Source organism: Senegalimassilia anaerobia JC110 (assembly GCF_000236865.1).
GTDB lineage: Bacteria > Actinomycetota > Coriobacteriia > Coriobacteriales > Eggerthellaceae > Senegalimassilia > Senegalimassilia anaerobia.
The window spans coordinates 1-19108 of record NZ_HE611016.1 but is presented as its reverse complement, the minus strand read 5'-3'; the positions used below and the strand labels follow the sequence as shown (position 1 = coordinate 19108).

The 19108-nt window shown below is 62.4% G+C and carries 13 protein-coding genes; all 13 read right to left on the bottom strand.

All coding sequences use genetic code 11. The features are described 5' to 3' along the window. Positions 1-18: 18 nt before the first annotated feature. A complete protein-coding gene (gene ligA / locus SFHG_RS06360) occupies positions 19-2292 on the bottom strand; it encodes an NAD-dependent DNA ligase LigA (RefSeq protein ID WP_238318291.1) in 2274 nt (757 codons plus the stop codon). Between the two features lie 303 nt (positions 2293-2595). Then, entirely contained in the window at positions 2596-3120 is a 525-nt protein-coding gene (locus SFHG_RS06355; RefSeq protein WP_042435391.1) for an HdeD family acid-resistance protein, read from the bottom strand. 337 nt (positions 3121-3457) lie between these two features. Further along, complete coding sequence (cysK, locus tag SFHG_RS06350) at positions 3458-4390, bottom strand: cysteine synthase A (protein ID WP_272941451.1); 933 nt, start codon at positions 4388-4390, stop codon at positions 3458-3460. A 198-nt stretch (positions 4391-4588) separates the two neighbouring features. Further along, positions 4589-5026: an RrF2 family transcriptional regulator gene (locus SFHG_RS06345; protein ID WP_042435389.1), complete on the bottom strand. Its 438-nt coding sequence runs from the start codon at positions 5024-5026 to the stop codon at positions 4589-4591. A 115-nt stretch (positions 5027-5141) separates the two neighbouring features. Next, positions 5142-7550: a YgiQ family radical SAM protein gene (locus SFHG_RS06340; RefSeq protein WP_081468977.1), complete on the bottom strand. Its 2409-nt coding sequence runs from the start codon at positions 7548-7550 to the stop codon at positions 5142-5144. 158 nt (positions 7551-7708) lie between these two features. After that, positions 7709-8569, bottom strand: coding sequence for a DUF4013 domain-containing protein (locus SFHG_RS06335; protein ID WP_042435386.1), 861 nt, complete (start codon positions 8567-8569; stop codon positions 7709-7711). Positions 8570-8759: 190 nt separating this feature from the next. Continuing rightward, positions 8760-9134: a 50S ribosomal protein L7/L12 gene (gene rplL, locus SFHG_RS06330; protein ID WP_042435383.1), complete on the bottom strand. Its 375-nt coding sequence runs from the start codon at positions 9132-9134 to the stop codon at positions 8760-8762. Positions 9135-9228: 94 nt separating this feature from the next. After that, positions 9229-9747, bottom strand: coding sequence for a 50S ribosomal protein L10 (gene rplJ, locus SFHG_RS06325; protein ID WP_042435380.1), 519 nt, complete (start codon positions 9745-9747; stop codon positions 9229-9231). Between the two features lie 187 nt (positions 9748-9934). Continuing rightward, positions 9935-11938, bottom strand: a complete 2004-nt coding sequence (locus tag SFHG_RS06320; RefSeq protein ID WP_042435377.1) for a hypothetical protein — start codon at positions 11936-11938, stop codon at positions 9935-9937. Positions 11939-12124: 186 nt separating this feature from the next. Next, entirely contained in the window at positions 12125-14800 is a 2676-nt protein-coding gene (acnA, locus tag SFHG_RS06315; RefSeq protein ID WP_042435374.1) for an aconitate hydratase AcnA, read from the bottom strand. A 433-nt stretch (positions 14801-15233) separates the two neighbouring features. Next, the gene (locus tag SFHG_RS06310; protein ID WP_042435372.1) at positions 15234-16331 is read right to left on the bottom strand and encodes an isocitrate/isopropylmalate dehydrogenase family protein; all 1098 of its coding nucleotides are present in this window, start codon (positions 16329-16331) and stop codon (positions 15234-15236) included. A gap of 87 nt (positions 16332-16418) precedes the next feature. Further along, positions 16419-17027: a hypothetical protein gene (locus tag SFHG_RS06305; protein ID WP_042435368.1), complete on the bottom strand. Its 609-nt coding sequence runs from the start codon at positions 17025-17027 to the stop codon at positions 16419-16421. 733 nt (positions 17028-17760) lie between these two features. Further along, positions 17761-18897 (bottom strand): UDP-galactopyranose mutase, encoded by a 1137-nt coding sequence (glf, locus tag SFHG_RS06300; protein WP_042435365.1) that lies wholly within the window; start codon positions 18895-18897, stop codon positions 17761-17763. Positions 18898-19108: the final 211 nt, after the last annotated feature.

The window sequence follows — 19108 nt, the reverse complement described above, 5'->3', positions numbered from 1 at the left end:
AAACGGAGCCGCCGCGCGCTATTCCCCGTCCGCCGTCGGCGCTTCGCCAGTCTCGATGATGTGCAGCAGCGCAGCCTCGTCCAGCACGGGGACGCCCAGCGCCACGGCCTTGTCGTACTTGCTGCCCGCCGCCTCGCCGGCAACCACGAAGCTGGTCTTCTTCGACACGCTGCCCGACACCTTCGCGCCGCGAGCCTTCAGAGCCGCACCGGCCTCGTCGCGCTTCATGCCGCTTTGCGTCAGGCTGCCGGTCAGCACGAACGTCAGCCCCTCGAGCGTTTGCGGCAGCGCGTCGGCGGCTTGCGCCTCCACGTCGTCGGCCAGGCGCACGCCGTGCTTCGCCAATCGCTCGATAACCTGTACGTTGTCGGGCGTGCGCAGGAACAGGTACGTGGAGTGCGCGATCTTCGGGCCCACGCCGTCCACCGCCGCCAGCTGCTCCTCGGTAGCCGCCATCAGCGCGTCCATGTTCGGGAACGCGCGCGCCAGCGTTTCGGCCATGGTTTTGCCCACGTGACGCATGCCCAGGCCGAACAGCGGGCGGGCGAACAGACGCGTGCGCGACTCGTCGATAGCCGCCACCAGCTTCTTCGCGATGGTCTGCCCCAGGCAGATCGGCTCGCCCTCCTTGTTCGTGCGGCCCGTTTGCAGCTGCGCCAGCTCCACCTCGTCGAGCGTGTAGTAATCCGCCACGTCGCTGACGCGGCCGGATTCCACCAGACGGCGCACGATCTCCTCGCCCATGCCGTCGATATCCATGGCCCCGCGGCTAGCCCAATGCAGCAACCGCTCAAGCGCCTGAGCAGGACAATCAATGGAAATGCAGCGATAATCGGCCTCGCCGTCCTCGCGGACCACGGGGCTACCGCAGCTCGGGCACTCCTTGGGCATGCTCCAAGGCCGCGCATCGTCCGGACGCAGGCTGAGCACGGGGCCCAGCACCTCGGGGATCACGTCGCCGGCCTTGCGCACGATGACCGTGTCGCCCACGCGCACATCCTTGCGCAGCACCTCGTCCTCGTTGTGCAGCGTGGCGCGGGCAACGGTCGATCCCGCCACCAGCACCGGGTCCATCTCAGCCACCGGCGTCAGCTTGCCCGTGCGCCCCACCTGCACGGTGATGTCGCGCAAAAGCGTGGTCTTCTCCTCGGGCGGGAACTTGAACGCGATAGCCCAGCGCGGCGCGCGGGCCGTGTAGCCCATGGCCTCCTGCTGCGCGAACGAGTTCACCTTCACCACCACGCCGTCGATGTCGTAAGGCAGCGCGTCGCGGCGCTCCAGGCTTTTGCGGCAGAACTCGTGCACCTCTTCCGCGCTGGTGACCAGCGCGATGTCGGGATTAACGTGGAATCCCGCTTCGCCCAGCCACTTGAGCAGGTCCCACTGCGTTTCCGCCACCAGTTTGCGCTCGTCGCCCACGGCGTACACGAACGTGGACAGGTCGCGGTGCGCCGTGATCTGCGGGTCCTTCTGGCGAAGGCTGCCGGCGGCGGCATTGCGCGGGTTGGCGAACGGCTGCTTGCCGTTGGACTCGGCGGCGGCGTTGAGCACCTCGAAGCTGGTCTTGGGCATGTAGCATTCGCCGCGCAGCTCGATGGAGGCATCGGCGTCGCGGATGCCGGACAGGGCGCCGTCGCGAAGGCGCAGCGGCACGTCCTTCACCGTGCGCACGTTCACCGTGATGTCCTCGCCCGTGGTGCCGTCGCCGCGGGTGGCCGCGCGGATAAGGCGGCCGCCTTCGTAGGTGAACGCCACCGACGAGCCGTCGATCTTCAGCTCGCACACCAGTTCGGGGATGGTGCCGAAGAACTCCTTGACGCGCGCCAGCCATTCGTCAAGCTCCTCGGCGCCCATGGCGTCGTCGAGCGAATACATGCGGCGCTCGTGCTGGATGGGCGCAAACTGCTCGCCCACGTAGCCGCCCACGCGCTGCGTGGGGCTGGACGGGTCGATGAGCTCGGGATGCGCCGCCTCGAGCGCGCGCAGCTCGTGCATCAGCGAGTCGAACGCGGCGTCGCTGATAGCGGGCGCGTCCTTGGCGTAGTACAGATAGCTGTTGTGCTCGATTTCGCGGCGCAGCGCCTCGATGCGCGCCGCCGGATCGCCGGTCACCTCCGCCAGCGCCTCCCCGCTTAGCAGGGACTGCTGCTCGACGACCTGGTCGTTCGCCTGGCTGGTTGCGGAGTTGCCCACCTGGCCGCCCGCCTGCTCGCTCGCCAGGTCGCCCGCCTCGTCGATCGGTCGCCCGTTCGTCCGATCGTTCATCTGACCGTCCACCTGCTCATTCGCCATCTCAAGCCCTTTCGCTCGCCGCTTCGTTCGACACAACACCGCGCAACCGCACAATGCCCGCCGACAAGAAAGCCTCGGGCACATGCCCGAGGCCCATTTTTCCGTTGCGATTTTATCACGCGCGCACAGCGCCGGCCGAAACCCGACGCAGCGTACACGCCTTTGCCCAACCATCAGTCAAAGCGTTACCGAACGAACGCGTCCTCGCCCGACGCGCCGGCCGATCCGCTTACCTACTTACCTATCGGCAAGCCCGCCAAACAGCTATCGGGCGATACGCCCAAATCCGGTAAACCCGCAGCGCTACATCGTGATATAGCGTCCCGCGTTCCAGCCGTACACCATCAGACTTGCAGCGCGCACCAGCAGGATGATGGCCAAAAACACGCTGAGCATCTGAGGCGTCACGAAGAACGCGATGCCGCACAGCACGTTCAGCACGCCGCTGAACAGGGCCCATCCCCACATCGGCACACCCCAGCCGTGCGCCTTCACCGAAGCGATGACCTCGAACACGCCGAACGCCACAAAGCACACGCCCACCAGCCACGGCACCACCGCCGAGAACGCAAGCGGATGCAGCAAGAAGATCAGGCCCAGCAGCACGTCGATGATGGCGTAGGCAAGCTCCCAGCCGCTACGCGGCAAGATGTTGCGCAGCCTGATGTAGCTGATGATGTCGAACACGCCCGCCACCAGGAAGAACGCGCCCACCACGGCCGCAATGGTCACGATGGTCAGCCCCGGTGCCAACATGCAGAAGAACCCGGCCACCGCCAAGGCGACGCCTGCGAAGATCAATCCCCAATCGTGCTTGCTCGCGCTCATGATGCGCCCCTTTCCCCGATAACCTTTCACGCAAGACGGGCTCTCCCGTCGTTATCGCACTAGGCGGGCTCTCCCGCCTCTTTCGCAATAAATGGACATCCCGCCCCTATCGCGTTGGGCGGGCTCCCCCGTCCCCACGCTATTTTCTTATTGTACCCAAGGTCGCGCAGACGCGGCAATCGGCGAACGAACCGTAACGGGACCGTAGCCCATAACCGCCGCAAAAGGCCGCTTAACACGCAAAGCGCCCCGTTCCAGTTGGAGCGGGGCGCTTTCGCTGAGTTCTCATATTCGCCGACCTACGGCTTTTCGCCGCAAAGCAGACGGTTTGCGTTCCCTAGAAGTTGAACATTGCCGTGGACAGGTAACGCTCGCCGGTGTCGGGGAGCACCGCCACGATCAGCTTGCCCTTGTTCTCGGGACGCTGCGCCAGCTTCGTTGCGGCGGCAACCGCGGCACCGGAGGAGATGCCCACCAGCAGGCCGTCCTTGCCTGCCAGCTCACGACCGGCCTGGAACGCCTCTTCATCGGTGATGGGCATTACCTCGTCATAGACCGACTGGTCCAGTGTGTCGGGCACGAATCCTGCGCCGATGCCCTGAATCTTATGCGCGCCGCCATGGCCCTCGCTCAGCACCGGGGATCCGGCGGGCTCCACAGCAACCACCTTGATGTCGGGGTTCTGCGACTTCAGGTACTTGCCCGTGCCGGAAAGCGTGCCGCCGGTGCCCACGCCGGCGACAAGGATGTCCACCTTGCCGTCGGTATCCGCCCAGATCTCGGGGCCGGTGGTGCGCTCATGGACGGCGGGGTTCGCCGGGTTGGTGAACTGGCTGGGGATGAACGAGTTCGGGATCTCCTCGGCCAGCTCGGACGCGCGGGCGATGGCGCCCTTCATGCCCTTGCTGCCGTCGGTGAGCACCAGCTCGGCGCCATAGGCCTTCATCAGGTTGCGACGTTCGACCGACATGGTTTCCGGCATGGTGATGATGATGCGGTTGCCGCGAGCGGCCGCCAGCGAGCACAGGCCGATGCCGGTGTTGCCGGAGGTCGGCTCGATGATGACGGTGTCGGCATCCAGCTTGCCCTCGGCCTCGGCCTGGTCGAGCATCGCCTTCGCGATACGGTCTTTCACCGATCCGGCAGGATTGAACAGCTCCACCTTACCCACAATGGTGGCCTCAAGGTTATGGTTCTTCTCGTAGTTGGACAGCTCCACCAACGGGGTGCCGCCGATTAACTCGGACACGCTCTTGTGGATGGTCATGATGTTCCTCTCTCGCTTGTCCGCCGTTGATTGCCACGTGCGGAACGCCGTTTTCATGCCTGTTATCCTACTATGTCTCTAGGCAATGTCAATATCTATTTCAAAACAATATACCGTATTCCCGGCGGCTTGGTGGGTTATAAATCGTTTCACCAGATAAATAGCGAAAAAGGCGTAAGCTCGAACGCTCACGCCCTTCCGTTAGATCGAATAACTGTCCGCCGCCACCGCTGAATGCTCGTCGATGATGCTTTGCAGTGTAATGCCGCCCAGGTACTCGTTGATCACCTTATACAGCCCACGCCATACGCCCAGCTCCATACAGGGAACCGGCATATTGCAGTCGAAGGTGTCATCTTCCAAGCACGACGCCGGCGCAAGCGAGCCCTCGGTGACCCGAAGCACGTCCAACACGGTGATCACGCTAGCCGGCTTCGCCAGCTGATAACCGCCGGCAGCACCGCGCACCGAACGCACCAGCTTCGCCGTGACCACGTTCGACACGATCTGCTCCAGGTACTTCTTCGAGATGCCCAGCGATTCGGACACTTCCTTCAGCGACACGGGGCCACCGCCGTCGTGTTCCGCCAGATACAGCATCAAACGAACCGCGTACAGGCCCTTCGTTGAGATTTTCATGCGCGCTGCCGCCTTTCTTCCACAGAGGCAAGGCGTCAGCGGCTCAAACGCCGACGCCGTTGATTGCAACCCTTATAGTATACCCTCTCCACCTAGGGAATATGCTGTGATTCAGCTAGCGTCGGGGCGCTTTCCCACGGGCTCCATCGCCTTTGCCGCCGCGCACGCCGTTCGGGGAGCCGCCGCGCTTGCCCGCGTTCGCACCGCCTCCCGCGCCTTGGCGGCGCATGCCGGCACCAGCCGTAGCGCGACCGCTTCCGCCGGAGCCTCCCGCGCCTTGGCCACGCTTGCCGGCACCAGCCGCGCCATGGCCGCCGGAAGCGCCCCTGCCGCCCGAACCCTGACCGCCTTCGCGGCCCTTCGGCCCGCGCATCGCGTTTTTCGCGCCCGCCACGCCCTTCTTCGCGCCAGCGCCGTGCCCGCCTTCGCCCTTATAGGGCCTGATCAGGCACTTCGGCCCGAACCCGATCAAGTCGGCGCGACCCGCCTTGCGCAGCGCCTCCATCACCAGGTCGTGGTTCTTCGGGTCGCGATACTGGATGAGCGCGCGCTGCAGCGCCTTCTCATGCGGACTTTTCGGCACGAACACGCGCTCCATGGTGCGCGGGTCCACGCCCGTGAAGTACATGGCCGTGGACATGGTGGACGGCGTGGGGTAGAAATCCTGCACCTGCTCGGGGTTGAATCCCATGTCGCGCACGTATTCCGCCAGCTCGATGGCCTCATCGAGCGTGCTGCCGGGGTGCGAGGACATCAGATACGGCACCACGAACTGTTTCAATCCGCAAGCGTCGTTGGCCTGCTGGAACAGCTTCACGAACTTCTCGTACACCTGATGTTGCGGCTTGCCCATCACGCCGAGCACGGCGTTGGAAACATGCTCGGGCGCCACGCGCAGCTGCCCGCTCACATGGTGCTCGCACAGCTCGCGCACGAACGCCTCGCCCTTGGCACGGTCGGCTAACACGTAGTCGAAGCGGATACCCGAGCGCACGAATACCTTCTTCACCCCCGGCAGTTCGCGCAGCTCGCGCAATAACTGCAGGTAATCCGTATGGTCGGCGTTCAACTTGCGGCACGGCTGCGGCGTCAGGCAATGCTTGTTGCGGCAGGCGCCGCGGTGCAGCTGCGCATCGCACGCAGGCTGGCGGTAGTCCGCCGTGGGGCCGCCCACGTCGTGGATGTAGCCCTTGAACTCCGGGTCGGCGATCATCTGCTTCGCCTCTTCCACGATGGACTCATGGCTTCGCACCTGCACGATGCGCCCCTGATGGAACGTCAGCGCGCAAAACGCGCACTCGCCGAAGCAGCCGCGATTGCTGGTCAGGCTGAACTTCACCTCGCGGATGGCCGGGATGCCGCCGGCTTCTTCGTACATGGGGTGATACGCGCGCGCATATGGCAAGCGGTACACCGCGTCCATCTCCGAGGTGGTCAGCGGTTTGCTCGGCGGGTTCTGCACCACGAACTCATGATCGGAATAGGGCTCAACCAGGCGTTTTCCCGTGAAGGGGTCGCTGTTGCCGTACTGCACGTTGAAGCTGCGGGCATACTCGAGGTTATCCTTTTGCATGCTGTCGAACGAGGGCAGCAGCTCGTAATCGTACACGTGCTCAAGCGTTTTCGCGCGATACACCGTGCCGTCGATGAACGTGATGTCGGACACATCGAGCCCAGCCGCCAGCGCATCGGCGATCTCCACGATGGAATGCTCGCCCATACCGTAGCTGACCAGGTCGGCGCCGGAGTCAAGCAGGATCGAACGCTTCAGCTTGTCCGACCAGTAATCATAATGAGCCAAACGGCGAAGCGATGCCTCGATGCCGCCCAGCACGATGGGAACGTCCTTGTACGTACGGCGAATCAAGTTTCCGTAGACCACCGCCGCGCGATCGGGACGAAGCCCCATCTCGCCGCCGGGCGAGAACGCATCGGTGCTGCGATGCTTCTTGGCAACCGTGTAGTGATTCACCATCGAGTCCATGTTGCCAGCGGAAACCAGGAATCCCAGCCGAGGCCTTCCCAGCACCGTGACGCTTTCCGGGTCGCGCCAATCGGGTTGGCAAATCACGCCCACCTTATAGTGGTTCGCCTCAAGCAGGCGCGTGATGATGGCCATGCCGAACGAGGGATGGTCGACATATGCATCGCCGCACACGAACACGAAGTCGCAACAGTCCCAACCGCGCTCCTCCATATCGGCACGGCTAACCGGCAAGAACGCACTGCGCGGAGGCAAAGATGTTTGCGGCTTGAATCGCTTGACCTCGGACGTTGCTGCGGAAACACTGCGCGAACCCTGCGCTTTGCCCTGTCCACGCGATGCGCGCGCTTTACCCGAACCATGCGAGCTTTGCGGCTTGCCTGAGCCTCGAGAGCATTGCGGCGCGTTCGACTTGAACGCACCCTGCGGCCTGCCCGAGCCGTGCGTCTTCTTCGAGCCACGACGGCCCGCGTCAGCGTTAACGCCCTCGCACGGGCGCCCGTCCTCGCGCAACGCACGCTGGGAGCCCTGCTTCCCCAACTCGTTTCGCTTGCCCTGTTTCCCTGGGCTGCGACGAGCTGCGCTCACGCTATCCTGCGCGCCTCCGCGGCGCGACGGCTTGCCGCTTCGGCCGCCGGCTTGCCCATCGGATACGCCACGCGATCCCTGGCTTCTATTCCCTTGTTTCACGGAACCGCCTATCTTGGCGCCCCGCAGGACGCCATCTCGAACGGCATGAGGTCATCCTGACCGCGCCATGCCGGAACGTCGAATTGCCTTGTCCAGTATCCCACGGCACGCGCCTGCATCACCACCGCGAACGCCGATGCCGCCGAAACCACCACAGCCAAGGCAAGGCAGACGACGACTAAACACATACCTGCAGTGACGACGAACATCATGTCAGGCGCGGTACCGCTGGAGAACAGCCCATACGCCCCCACGCTGATAACGCCCCCGACCAAAAGCGATCCGACGATCCCGGTAACCACCGCCGGAACGATCGCGAGCACAATGGAAAGCCCCAGCACGCGCAGCAGGCCCTTCATATCATGGCGCATCATAGCCCACAGGCGAGGAACCTGGAAACCAGGCCCCAGCCTGCCATAGATACTCGCACGCATGGAGGCCACCAGGAAGAACATGACGGATGCCAAGGAAACCGCAAGGCTGAACAGGGAATACACCGGGCTAACTATCGCAGCGCTGCCAGCACCGCCCCAAACGGCATGCGAAACGTTGCTCAAGCCGCGTCCCGCAAGCGCATCCCAACAACCCTCGAGCGCGCCCGGGATCACCACGCAACAGACAACGCAAATGGCAAGCACGATCAGCCCGCGGCGATACAGCAAGCCGTCCTCGTTCCCGAAGATTCGCGCAGGCATGGGCATATGCACGCCCCATGCGATGTCGCGAGCCCAGCCGAACGCATAGCCCAACAGCACCACCGGGCCGAACACCGGGATGAACGCGATAAGGCCTAACAGGAACATCTTCCCAAGCCAGCCCTGTGAACTTTTCACATCGTTCCATGCGGCGCTGAAATACCCTGTCTGCATGGCGCTTCCTTCCCGTCGTGTCTCTTTGCGCGATATACCGCAATCGTCTTCCCGGAACGTTACACGCCCTACGCGGGCAACGCCGCATCCGTAACCATTCTGTTGCGTTCCGAAGCAGGAACGCAAGCCCAAACACAAAAAGGACCCGCTGCAAGCAGCGGGTCCTGTAAAAGCAGTCGGAAGACTGAATTTACTTCAGGGTCACAGCAGCGCCGGCCTCTTCCAGCGTCTTCTTGATCTCCTCAGCCTTGTCCTTGGCCACACCCTCCTGGATGGTGGAAGGAGCACCCTCGACGGTCTCCTTAGCTTCCTTCAGGCCCTGGCCGGTGATCTCACGGACAGCCTTGATGACAGCGATCTTGTTGTCGCCGAAGCCCTCGAGCACGACGTCGAACTCGGACTTCTCCTCAGCGGCAGCAGCGCCAGCAGCCGGAGCAGCGGCAACGGCAACCGGAGCAGCGGCGGACACGCCAAAGGTCTCCTCGATGTCCTTGACCAGCTCAGAAGCCTCGAGCAGGGACATTTCCTTCAGAGCCTCGATGATCTCTTCGCGAGAAACAGCCATGTTAGTTTCCTTTCAAAGGGGCTGGGTCATCCTAATGTTCCAGCCGAAATTTCAAATGCATTACGCGGCACGTCTTATGCCGCAAGAAGCTTGCTTACGCAACCTTCTGATCGGCAACGGCCTTTGCGACCTGAGCCAGGCCACGCGGCACACCGTTGATAGCGGTTGCCAGACCCTGAGCCACACCGTTGATGGCAGCGGCGATGTGAGCGTACAGCTCCTCGCGAGAGGGCAGGGAAGCGATGGCCTCCACCTCTGCGGCGCTGACTGCAGCACCCTCCATCAAGCCACCCTTGATCTGCAGGTTCTCGTTGGACTTGGCGAATTCCTTGACGGCCTTCGCGGCAGCAGCCACATCGGAACCGGCGAACACGAATGCGCTCGGGCCATGCAGCATGTCGTCCAGCGTAGGCAGCTCGGCCTCGGACAGAGCGATGCGCATAACGGTGTTCTTGTACACCTTCATGCATGCACCGGACTCGCGGACTGCGTTGCGCAGAGCCTCGACCTCCTTAACGGTCAGACCGCAGGCATCGACGACCCACACAGCACCCGCACCCTCCAGATCTTCCTTGATCGCGGACAGCATGGATTGGTTCTTTGCGTTCGGCATTGTTACACCTCCTTCTTCTCAAACTCGGGTTCCGCCCCATGCGGGTGGAGTCGCGCTTGAGAAAAAGAACGACCCCTGCCGTCCTAAGACACAGGGGTCGTTGAAGTGCGATACTTAACAACCACCTCGGCGGGCCGCAATTGCTTGCGATTGAACCTTTCGGTGCCTGCTGTCTCGGGCAGCGGAACTATTGTTGTTGCTCCGTCTTCTGCTGGTCGGCCGTTTCCGCGGTTTGTTCAACCGTCTTTGCGGCCTGCTCAAAAGATGACTTATCTATAGTATCAGATTTATTCTGCGTGTCAACAAGTTCTTGGACGGAATTTGTGGTATCGCCGGCGATGTACTTGAAGGTGATGGTATCGCCTTCCCTATAGCCCACGATGCCGAGCTGCGCAGGCAAGGCGAAGTCGTAGATGCCCTCAACGCCTTCCAGCGTCACATAGAAGTGGGAGTTGCCGTCCAGGACCGCCTGCGTCATGCTGCGGATCGCACCCGTCTGCTCCTGCGTGTTGGCCTCCGCGGCATCGCCGGAAAGCGTCCCGCTGGTTGCCAGCATCGCCTGGTAGGACTTCTGCGTCTCCGCGACCGTATCACCCGTTGCCACATTCTGGTAATGCTGGATGTCCACCATCGCAAACTTCTTCACGGTGCCTGCATTATCCTTCAGTGCCATGAAGTACGTCGGCTGCTCAGACACGTTGATCAGGATGGGGAACGTGGCGGAGTAACGCAGGTTCTGCACCGCGCCCTCGGCCGACTGCATGGCCGATTCCTCGGTAGCGCCCGCCACCGGGTAGTAATGGGATTCCGCCGTGCGCTGGTTCACCAGTACGAAGCCCACGATCGAGTTGTCCGCCGTGGCAGACGTCACGCCCGTGTACACCCACACGTCATCGTCCTTGGCAATGTAGTTGTAGCCCACGTTGCCATCGGTGCCCGGCGTGGTCTGCACCACGTTCTTCTGGCCCAGCCAGCTGTTCAGCCAGCCGTCCTGGTACTTGCCCGACCAGTTGTACTGCTGGATAAGCAGCTCGGCCGGATAGGCGCGGTCGACCCATTGGGGCACATCATCGATGGCCAGGTCCGTGCATTCGCCCGTGGTGGCGTTCACCATGACTACGCGCTCGATGGTGGTGCCGCCGAACAGGCCGATGGTGCGCGTCTGCACCGGGCAGATCCACCAGGGCTGGCCGTCCTCGTCGATCTCGAACGACTTCTCATCGAACATGTAGAAGGGATACTTCAGCTGCACGTAACGGTCGATGTTGCGGGCCAAAGGCTCGGACCGCGAATAGAAGATGGCGCGATCTCCCAGCTTCACGATCTGCGCATCCTGCGTGGTCATGTCCACCAGCGCGTACGCCGGGATGCCCTCGGCGCGGTTCGTCAGCCACTTGAACAGGTCGGCATAGCCCAGCGGGCTCACGCGCACGGGCGTGCCCTGGTAGTTGATCTGGCTATACGTGCCCGCGATCTCGAACTGGCTGACATACTCGGGGATGTTGCCCATGGCGCGATTACCCAGCAGCGCCGCGGAATCGCGGTCGATGATGGGGATCTCGGAGTAGTCGACCTGCTGGATGTCCTGTGCGAAGTCAGCGTCCTGCGTTTCAAGCACGCTGGCATACTTGGCCGCGTTGCCGGGGAACACCGACAGAGACGCCAAAGCGCCCACCACGCCGACCAGCGCGATGGCCACGGGAATCCAGGACGCCACCTTGAACGCCTTCGCCTTCGTGCGATTGGGATCCACCTTGCTGTTTCCCGTTTCGTACGTGCGCGACTTCACGTTCCACAGCAGGAACAACGGCAACAGGATGAACACGACCACGAACATCCAGGTGTCCACGCTGTGGATGTTGATCGGCGGATGGAACCACCAGTAGGCCGCCGCCACGATGAGCAGCACCAGCACCGCGGTGATGATGAGCGCCTTCTTGCCCATCTGGCCCATTTTGTCGCCGAACGAGAACTCGGGTGCGCCCCCGCCGTTGCCGCCCTTGTTGCCACGACCGCCGCTGAACGCGGTGAACGGGTTTTCGGAACCTTGGCCGCCGGAGCCGTTGCCCGACGAGCTGCTGGCGCCCCCTTCGCCGGAAGCGCCAGCGGGCCCTCCGAAGCCTGCGCCCATATCGAAGCCCGATTGCTTCAGGGCATCGATGAGCGACTCAAAACCGGATGTCTGTTTCACGGCATCCCTTTCTCCATTGATGGATGAACAATGTTCCACATTGTAGCGGAACGCGTCCAGCTTCCCTTGAAACCGAACGCGTTCCGTTACCTTTTATATTCGCTGCGATGACAGCCGGTCAACGCCGCGCCCCCTCCGGGAAGCACTGCACTCCCCTTAGCGAAGCGCCGCGTTCGGCCTCCGCCCCTATTTCGCCAGCTGGCGAAGGACGTACTGCAGAATGCCGCCATGCTCGAAGTACTTGCCCTCGGTAGGTGTGTCCACGCGAACCGTCGCCTTGAAGGCAACCTCGGTCCCGTCGGCCTTCTTCGCCGTCACGTCCACCACGCGCGGCTCGGGCAGGCCCTTCGAGAAGTCCACAGCGCCGACCGTGTACTGCTCGGAGCCGTCCAGACCCAGGCTTTCGGCGCTTTCGCCCTCTTCGAACTGCAGCGGCATCACGCCCATGCCGATAAGGTTCGAGCGATGGATGCGCTCGAAGCTTTCCGCGAACGCCGCGCGGATGCCCAGCAGCATGGGGCCCTTTGCCGCCCAGTCGCGCGAGCTGCCGCTGCCGTACATCTTGCCGGCTACCACGACCAGCGGCACGCCGGCCTGCTCGTAGCCCATGGCCGCATCGAACAGCGGGACGATCTCGTCCTTGATGAAGTCACGGGTCCAGCCGCCCTTCTTGCCTTCCGCAAGCTTGTTGGACAGCTTCACGTTGGCGAACGTTCCGCGCATCATGACCTCATGGTTGCCGCGACGGGCACCGTAGGTGTTGAAGTCCGCCGGAACGACGCCGCGTTCTTCCAGGTACTTCGCCGCCGGGGAGTCCAGCGCGATGCTGCCCGCAGGCGAGATGTGGTCGGTGGTGATGAAGTCGCCCAGGAACGCCAGCGCACGCGCGTCCTTGATGGGCTCGGCCGGCGCAGGCTGCGCGCCCATGCCATCGAAGTACGGCGCACGGCGCACGTACGTGGAGGCTTCGTCCCACGCAAACGTGTCGGACGGCTCGCTGCCAAGCTGCTGCCAGGCGGCGTCGCCGTCGTACAGGCCGCGCGAACCCTCCTCGAACAGCTCCTTCGTGGCGAAACGCTCCAGCAGGTCGGCGACCTCGGCGTCGGTTGGCCAGATGTCGGCCAGCTTCACCGGCGTGCCGTCGGCGCGCTCGCCCAGCACGGCGTTGGGCAGATCCACGTCCATGGTGCCAGCCAGCGAGTAAGCGATCACCGTTGCCGGCGCGCCCAGGTAGTTCTGCGACACGTCGGGCGAGATGCGGCCCTCGAAGTTGCGGTTGCCCGAAAGCACGCTGGCAAGCTCCAGGTCGTCGGCGATGTCGTGCAGGGCCGGCAGAATGGGGCCGGAATTGCCGATGCAGCTCATGCAACCGAAACCGCACGTGTAAAAGCCCAGGTCGCGCAAGCCATCCATCAAGCCGGCACGCTCAAGCAGCAGCTCGGTGGCATGGCTGCCCGGAGCCAGGATGCACTTCACCCACGGCTTGGGCTTCAGTCCCGCTTCGGCAGCCTTCTTCGCCACCAAGCCAGCGGTTAGCATCATGGACGGATCGGTGGCAGTGGTGCAGCTGGTCACCGCGGCGATGGCAAGCGCGCCGTGACCCAGCTCGCATGCCTGGCCGTTCACGTCGACCGTTTCCTTCTTGCCCAGGTCAAGGCCGCGATCGGCGCAAATCTCATGGAAGCGCTCCTGCGCCTGCTCAAGGAAGATGCGATCATGCGGGCGCGACGGGCCGGCGATGCTGCGCTTCACGCTGCTCAGGTCCAACTCGACCACGTCGGCGTACACGCGCTCGGGCGCCTGCGGGTCGTTCCAGAAGCCCTGCGCCTTCGCATACTGCTCCACCAGCGCCACCTGCTGCTCGCTGCGGCCGGTCAGGCGCAGGTACGCCAGCGTCTGGTCGTCAACGGGGAACAGCGTGCAGGTGCTGCCGTATTCCGGCGTCATATTGGAGATGCACGTGCGCTGAGTGGCGTTCAGGCTGTCAAGACCGGGGCCGAAGCACTCGACGAAGCAGCCGACCACGCCCTTCTCGCGCAGCATCTTCGCGAATGTCAGCGCCACGTCCATAGCCGCGACGCCCTCTGGCAACTCACCCGTCAAACGCACGCCCACGACCTTGGGAACCAGCGTGGTGATCGGCTGGCCCAACGCCGCAGCTTCGGCCTCGATGCCACCGACGCCCCAACCCAGCACGCCGATGCCGTTGGCGGTAGGCGTGTGGCTGTCCGTGCCCACCAGGGTGTCGAAGTACACCGTGGGATTCTCGCCCTCCGGCGTTTCCACACCTGCGGCCGTGGAGGTCATGGCGACCTGCGCGAACTGCTCGATGTTCAGCTGATGGCAGATGCCCGCTCCAGGAGGGACGATGCGCACGTTCTGGAACGACTCCTGCGCCCACTTCAGGAAGTTATAGCGCTCGCCGTTGCGCTGGAACTCCAGCTCCATGTTCTTCCCCATGGCGCAAGAGCAGCCCGCCACATCGGCGATGACCGAGTGGTCGATGACAAGGTCACATGGAATCTGCGGGTTGATCTTCGCCGGGTCGCCGCCCAGGTTCGCGCAGGCCTCGCGCATCACGGCGAAGTCCACGAACACCGGCACGCCCGTGAAGTCCTGGAACAACACGCGTGCGGGGCTGAACTCGACCTCGCTGCCCACCTCGCCCGCACAGCCGGCCTCGACCACGCGCTTAGCCAAGTCGGCAGCCGCCTCCGGGCTCTCAGCGTTGCGCAGCACATTTTCCAGCAGCACCTTCAGCGCATACGGAAGCTTCTCGGAACCCTCGACCTGCTCAACGGGATAGTAGGTATAAGCCGCATCGCCCACGGACAGGGTAGCGGCGAACTTCTCGTTCTTCATATCGTCCCCTCTTGGTGCGTGTCGCACCCTGATATCGATCTTGCTGAACACGATTCAGCCGGCGATCTCGCTCACCGGCGAAAGCCCTATCGGGAATCGGTTTCCGCCAGCACGTCGGCGAAACCCGTTTGGCTATCAGGCCTTAACCTTCAGTCGCACTCGCCGACGGAAACCCTATTGGAAATCGGCGCCCACCGGCAACTGCACACGCCGGTTGAAACCTACCCGAAAATCGCCGGCAACCGATAGTCATACACGTCGGCAGGAGCAAACCCGACAATCAACGTTAGCCGGCTGCCGTGCACGCAGGATGAAACCTACCTGCAACCGACTTCAACCGGCAGCAGCAGCACCCAGCTCAAACCCGGTGTGGGAATAAGCACGGGCCGGCACCCCGCTTCGCGCAGCGCACCGGCCAACGCCTACCGCACGATTACGCCTGAGCCTTGATGGCGGCGATGAGCGCCTCGGTGAACTCGGTGCAGCTTGCCGCAGGGGCGCTGCTGCCAGTGGCCTTGCGGATATCGCCCGTCAGCACGGAACCGTCGGCGTACACGGCGCGGACGCCGCGGCGGATACGCTCGGCGATCTCCAACTCCCCAAGATGATCGAGCATCATGGCCGCGGACATGATCTCCGCGGTGGGGTTTGCCTTGTTCTGACCCGCAATGTCGGGAGCGGAGCCGTGCACGGCCTCGAACACGGCGTATTCCTTGCCGATGTTCGCACCCGGGGCGATGCCCAGGCCGCCGACCAGGCCAGCAGCCAGGTCGCTGGCGATGTCGCCATACAGGTTGGGGAACACCACCACGTCGAACTGCGCCGGGTCGATGACCATATTCATGCAGAAAGCGTCGATGATGCGGTCATCGAACTCCACGCGGCCCTCGTATTCCTTAGCCACCTCGCGCGCCGTGCGCAGGAACAGGCCGTCGGAATACTTCATGATGTTGGCTTTATGAGCTGCGGTGACCTTTTTGCGACCATGCTTCAGCGCATACTCGAAGGCGTAGCGCACAATGTTTTGGGTTGCCGTGATGGAAATGGGCTTGATGGAGATGCCGGAATCGGGACGGATAACGCCCGCTCCCTCGTCCTCGCAGAACTTGATGAGCTTCGAAGCTGCCTCAGAACCCTCTTCGAATTCCACGCCTGCATACAGGTCCTCAGAGTTTTCACGGACGATGACCAGGTCGACGTCATCGTAACGGCCACCGGCGCCGGGCATGGACAGCACCGGACGCAGGCACACATACAGGTCGAGCGTTTTGCGAAGCGCAACGTTGACGCTGCGGAAACCGGTTCCAACGGGAGTGGTGCACGGGCCTTTGATGGCAACCTTGTTGCGCTTCACCGCCTCGATGGTCTCATCAGGCAGCGGAGTGCCCGTTTTCTCGGCGCATGCCGCACCGGCCTCGGCGACTTCCCAAACGATGTCCGCACCTGCAGCTTCCACGACCTGCTGCATTGCAGCAGACGTTTCCAAGCCGATGCCGTCACCCGGAATCAAGGTTACAGTATGCTGTGCCATTGCCACTCCTTCTGTCCTGCGCCGCGGCGCATACGGGTTGAAAGAAACAGGCTGCACCGCAACGCGGCACAGCCCGAGGTTCCAAGCTTATTGTCCTTGAACGTTGTCAATGATGGTTTGCGCCTTGCGCTTCAAGGCACCCCTGCCATTATGCGCATCAAACGACATACGTTCAACAAGCGCTTCCTTAACGTGCTCCGAAAGCTTGCCAGTGGCGAACTCCGCAACAGCATTCAGCATATCGTTGAACTCGACATCGCCGTGATAGCACTGGATGGCTTCATCAATAAGCGGCCAGACGTTCTCGCTGCGCTTTTCGGTAGTGGCACCATATGCGCAGAAGAAGCGCATGGCAGCCAGGCGAACAAATCCGTTCTCCTCATCAAACAGCGCGTTCTCGGCACCGGCAAGCGCCTTGTCAGTGCAGCGCGACTCAACGGGAACGAGCGCGGTCAGCGCATCCAGGCTTTCCCAGCGAGTTTGGGCCTCGGGACGATTCAAAGCATCGACCAAATCGGATGCGTGGGGAACGAGCAACTCGGGGCTAACCTTCGCGATAAATGCCAGCGATCCCGCGGCATTCTGCCGATTGCGACGCGAAGAGTCCCCTAATTGCGCGACCAATCGCTTGAACTTGTCCTCATTCGTAAGCGCCTCACGCGCCACGAACTCGATGACATCCATGCTTCCAGCCATGTGGTAATCCTCCATACCGCCTAGTATTTTCCAAGGTCATTATACCTTTTTGCAATTACCAGCCCCGCATTCAGCGCAGAATTAACACGGCGGTAAACTGGGTTTTACGGGGTTTTGCGGCAAAGCCCTCGAGCCAAACAAGACCCGTGAATTCGAAGAGAAACTTGAGCGCATGCCGCCAGAATGGACTTGCACGTTAAAACCAGATCAAGGAGGAAAGCAGGACGCCTCGCTTTGCGGCTCTCAAGCAAAGCAAGGCGTCCTGCTTCGCCCTCAAGCAAGCAACAAATCGCAATCTTCGAAACAAGCGAAACTCAATACAGCAACTTCAATCAACGCTAAAAGGCAGCGGGCATTCCGAGCGAGTTTTCATCCCAATCAACCATCCCATGTACTCACGTTTGCAAGAAAGCTGACCGACACCCGAATCGCAGCGCGGATCGCGTTTGCATTCAAAAGAATGCGACCTTCACCGGAATCCATCGAACTTGTTTGCGAGTTCATTGTTCCAGCAACACATAGCGAGCGTCGCATTGGGTGCTTTCAGACATCTCTCACCAAAAACGCTCGGACCCTATGAAACAAATCAACGGCCAGGACCGAAGCCCTAACCGTTGATTCAAATTATCATGGGCGCTTTTCCAAAATCATCGTGAAAGCCGCCAACGATTAATCAGAGGTAAATGTTCGAAGCAACGATGCTACCCAAAAGCAGCCATCGCCCCAAATAGCGCTACGCGCGCAGGTCAACGCCCAGCTCGGCATTCACCAGGTCGAACGCCGCATCGATGGCCTTGTCCATGTCGTAGTACTTGTACCCGCCCAGGCGGCCGGCGAACACCACGTCGCCCTCTTGCTTGGCGAGCTCCTCATACTGCGCGTACAGCGCGGAGTTGCGCTCGTCGTTGATCGGGTAGTACGGCTCGTCGCCGGGCTTCCAGTCGGCCGGGTACTCGCGCGTGATCACGCTGACCGGCGAGGACTGCGACTCGAAGTGCTTGTGCTCGATGATGCGCGTCCACGGCACCTCGCGCTCGGTGTAGTTGACCACCGCGTTGCCCTGCCAGTTCTCGCACTCGACGGTCTCGGACTCGAAGCGCAGGCTGCGGTACTCGAGCGTGCCCAGCTTGAAGTCGAAGTATTCGTCGATGGGGCCGCAGTAGATGGTGCGATCGGCGATGCCGGGTTTCTGCTCGCGGAACTCGCGGTATTCGGTGGACAGCAGAATCTCCACGTCGCCGAACATGCGCTCGACCATGGCGGTGTAGCCACCCATGGGGATGCCCTGCCAGCGATCGTTGAAGTAGTTATTGTCGTAGGTCAGGCGCACGGGAAGGCGCTTGATGATGCTCGGCGGCAGCTCCGTGCAGCTGCGGCCCCACTGCTTCTCGGTGTAGCCCTTGATGAGCTTCTCGAACACGTCGCGGCCGATGAGCGACAACGCCTGCTCCTCGAGGTTCTTCGGCTCGCCCTCGCCGATGAGGTCTGCGGCCTCGGCCTTCTGGCGCTCGATGATCTCGACGGCCTCGGCCGGGGTGCGGATGCCCCACATCTTCGAGAACGTGTTCATGTTGAAAGGCAGGTTGTACAGCTCGTCCTTGTAGACGGCCACGGGGCTGTTCACGTAGTTGTTGAACTCCGCGAAGCGGTTGACGTAGTCCCAGACCGGGCGCAGGGAGGTGTGGAAGATGTGCGCGCCGTAGCGGTGTACGTTGATACCTTGCACGTCCTCGGTGTAGATGTTGCCAGCGATATGGTCGCGGCGGTCGATGACAAGGCAGGTCTTGCCGAGCTTGGCGGCCTCATGGCAGAACACCGCCGAGGAGATGCCGGCGCCGACAACCAGATAATCATAATGGGACAGCTTCATGCGTTTCCCCTTTGAGTCAAAGTTACTAAATTATGTGACTTCATGGTACCAAATTCAAGATAAGCCCCGGTCAGGCCAACGACGATTTCACGGAGCGCATACAGCGAGAATCGCAGCATCTTGCGGCATCCGAACGCAAAGAGGCCCGCAGGGGCGATCCCCCCTGCGGGCCTTCTCGGCGCGTGCGGCGCATGCGGCGCGCACGTGCATG

Excerpts from the sequence above, each read along its gene's own strand:
- SFHG_RS06310 (WP_042435372.1), bottom strand. The coding sequence starts at position 16,331 with ATGGCACAGCATACTGTAACCTTGATTCCGGGTGACGGCATCGGCTTG.
- SFHG_RS06355 (WP_042435391.1), bottom strand. The coding sequence starts at position 3,120 with ATGAGCGCGAGCAAGCACGATTGGGGATTGATCTTCGCAGGCGTCGCC.
- rplJ (WP_042435380.1), bottom strand. The coding sequence starts at position 9,747 with ATGCCGAACGCAAAGAACCAATCCATGCTGTCCGCGATCAAGGAAGAT.
- SFHG_RS06345 (WP_042435389.1), bottom strand. The coding sequence starts at position 5,026 with ATGAAAATCTCAACGAAGGGCCTGTACGCGGTTCGTTTGATGCTGTAT.
- SFHG_RS06335 (WP_042435386.1), bottom strand. The coding sequence starts at position 8,569 with ATGCAGACAGGGTATTTCAGCGCCGCATGGAACGATGTGAAAAGTTCA.
- ligA (WP_238318291.1), bottom strand. The coding sequence starts at position 2,292 with ATGGCGAATGAGCAGGTGGACGGTCAGATGAACGATCGGACGAACGGG.
- SFHG_RS06305 (WP_042435368.1), bottom strand. The coding sequence starts at position 17,027 with ATGGCTGGAAGCATGGATGTCATCGAGTTCGTGGCGCGTGAGGCGCTT.
- acnA (WP_042435374.1), bottom strand. The coding sequence starts at position 14,800 with ATGAAGAACGAGAAGTTCGCCGCTACCCTGTCCGTGGGCGATGCGGCT.
- rplL (WP_042435383.1), bottom strand. The coding sequence starts at position 9,134 with ATGGCTGTTTCTCGCGAAGAGATCATCGAGGCTCTGAAGGAAATGTCC.
- glf (WP_042435365.1), bottom strand. The coding sequence starts at position 18,897 with ATGAAGCTGTCCCATTATGATTATCTGGTTGTCGGCGCCGGCATCTCC.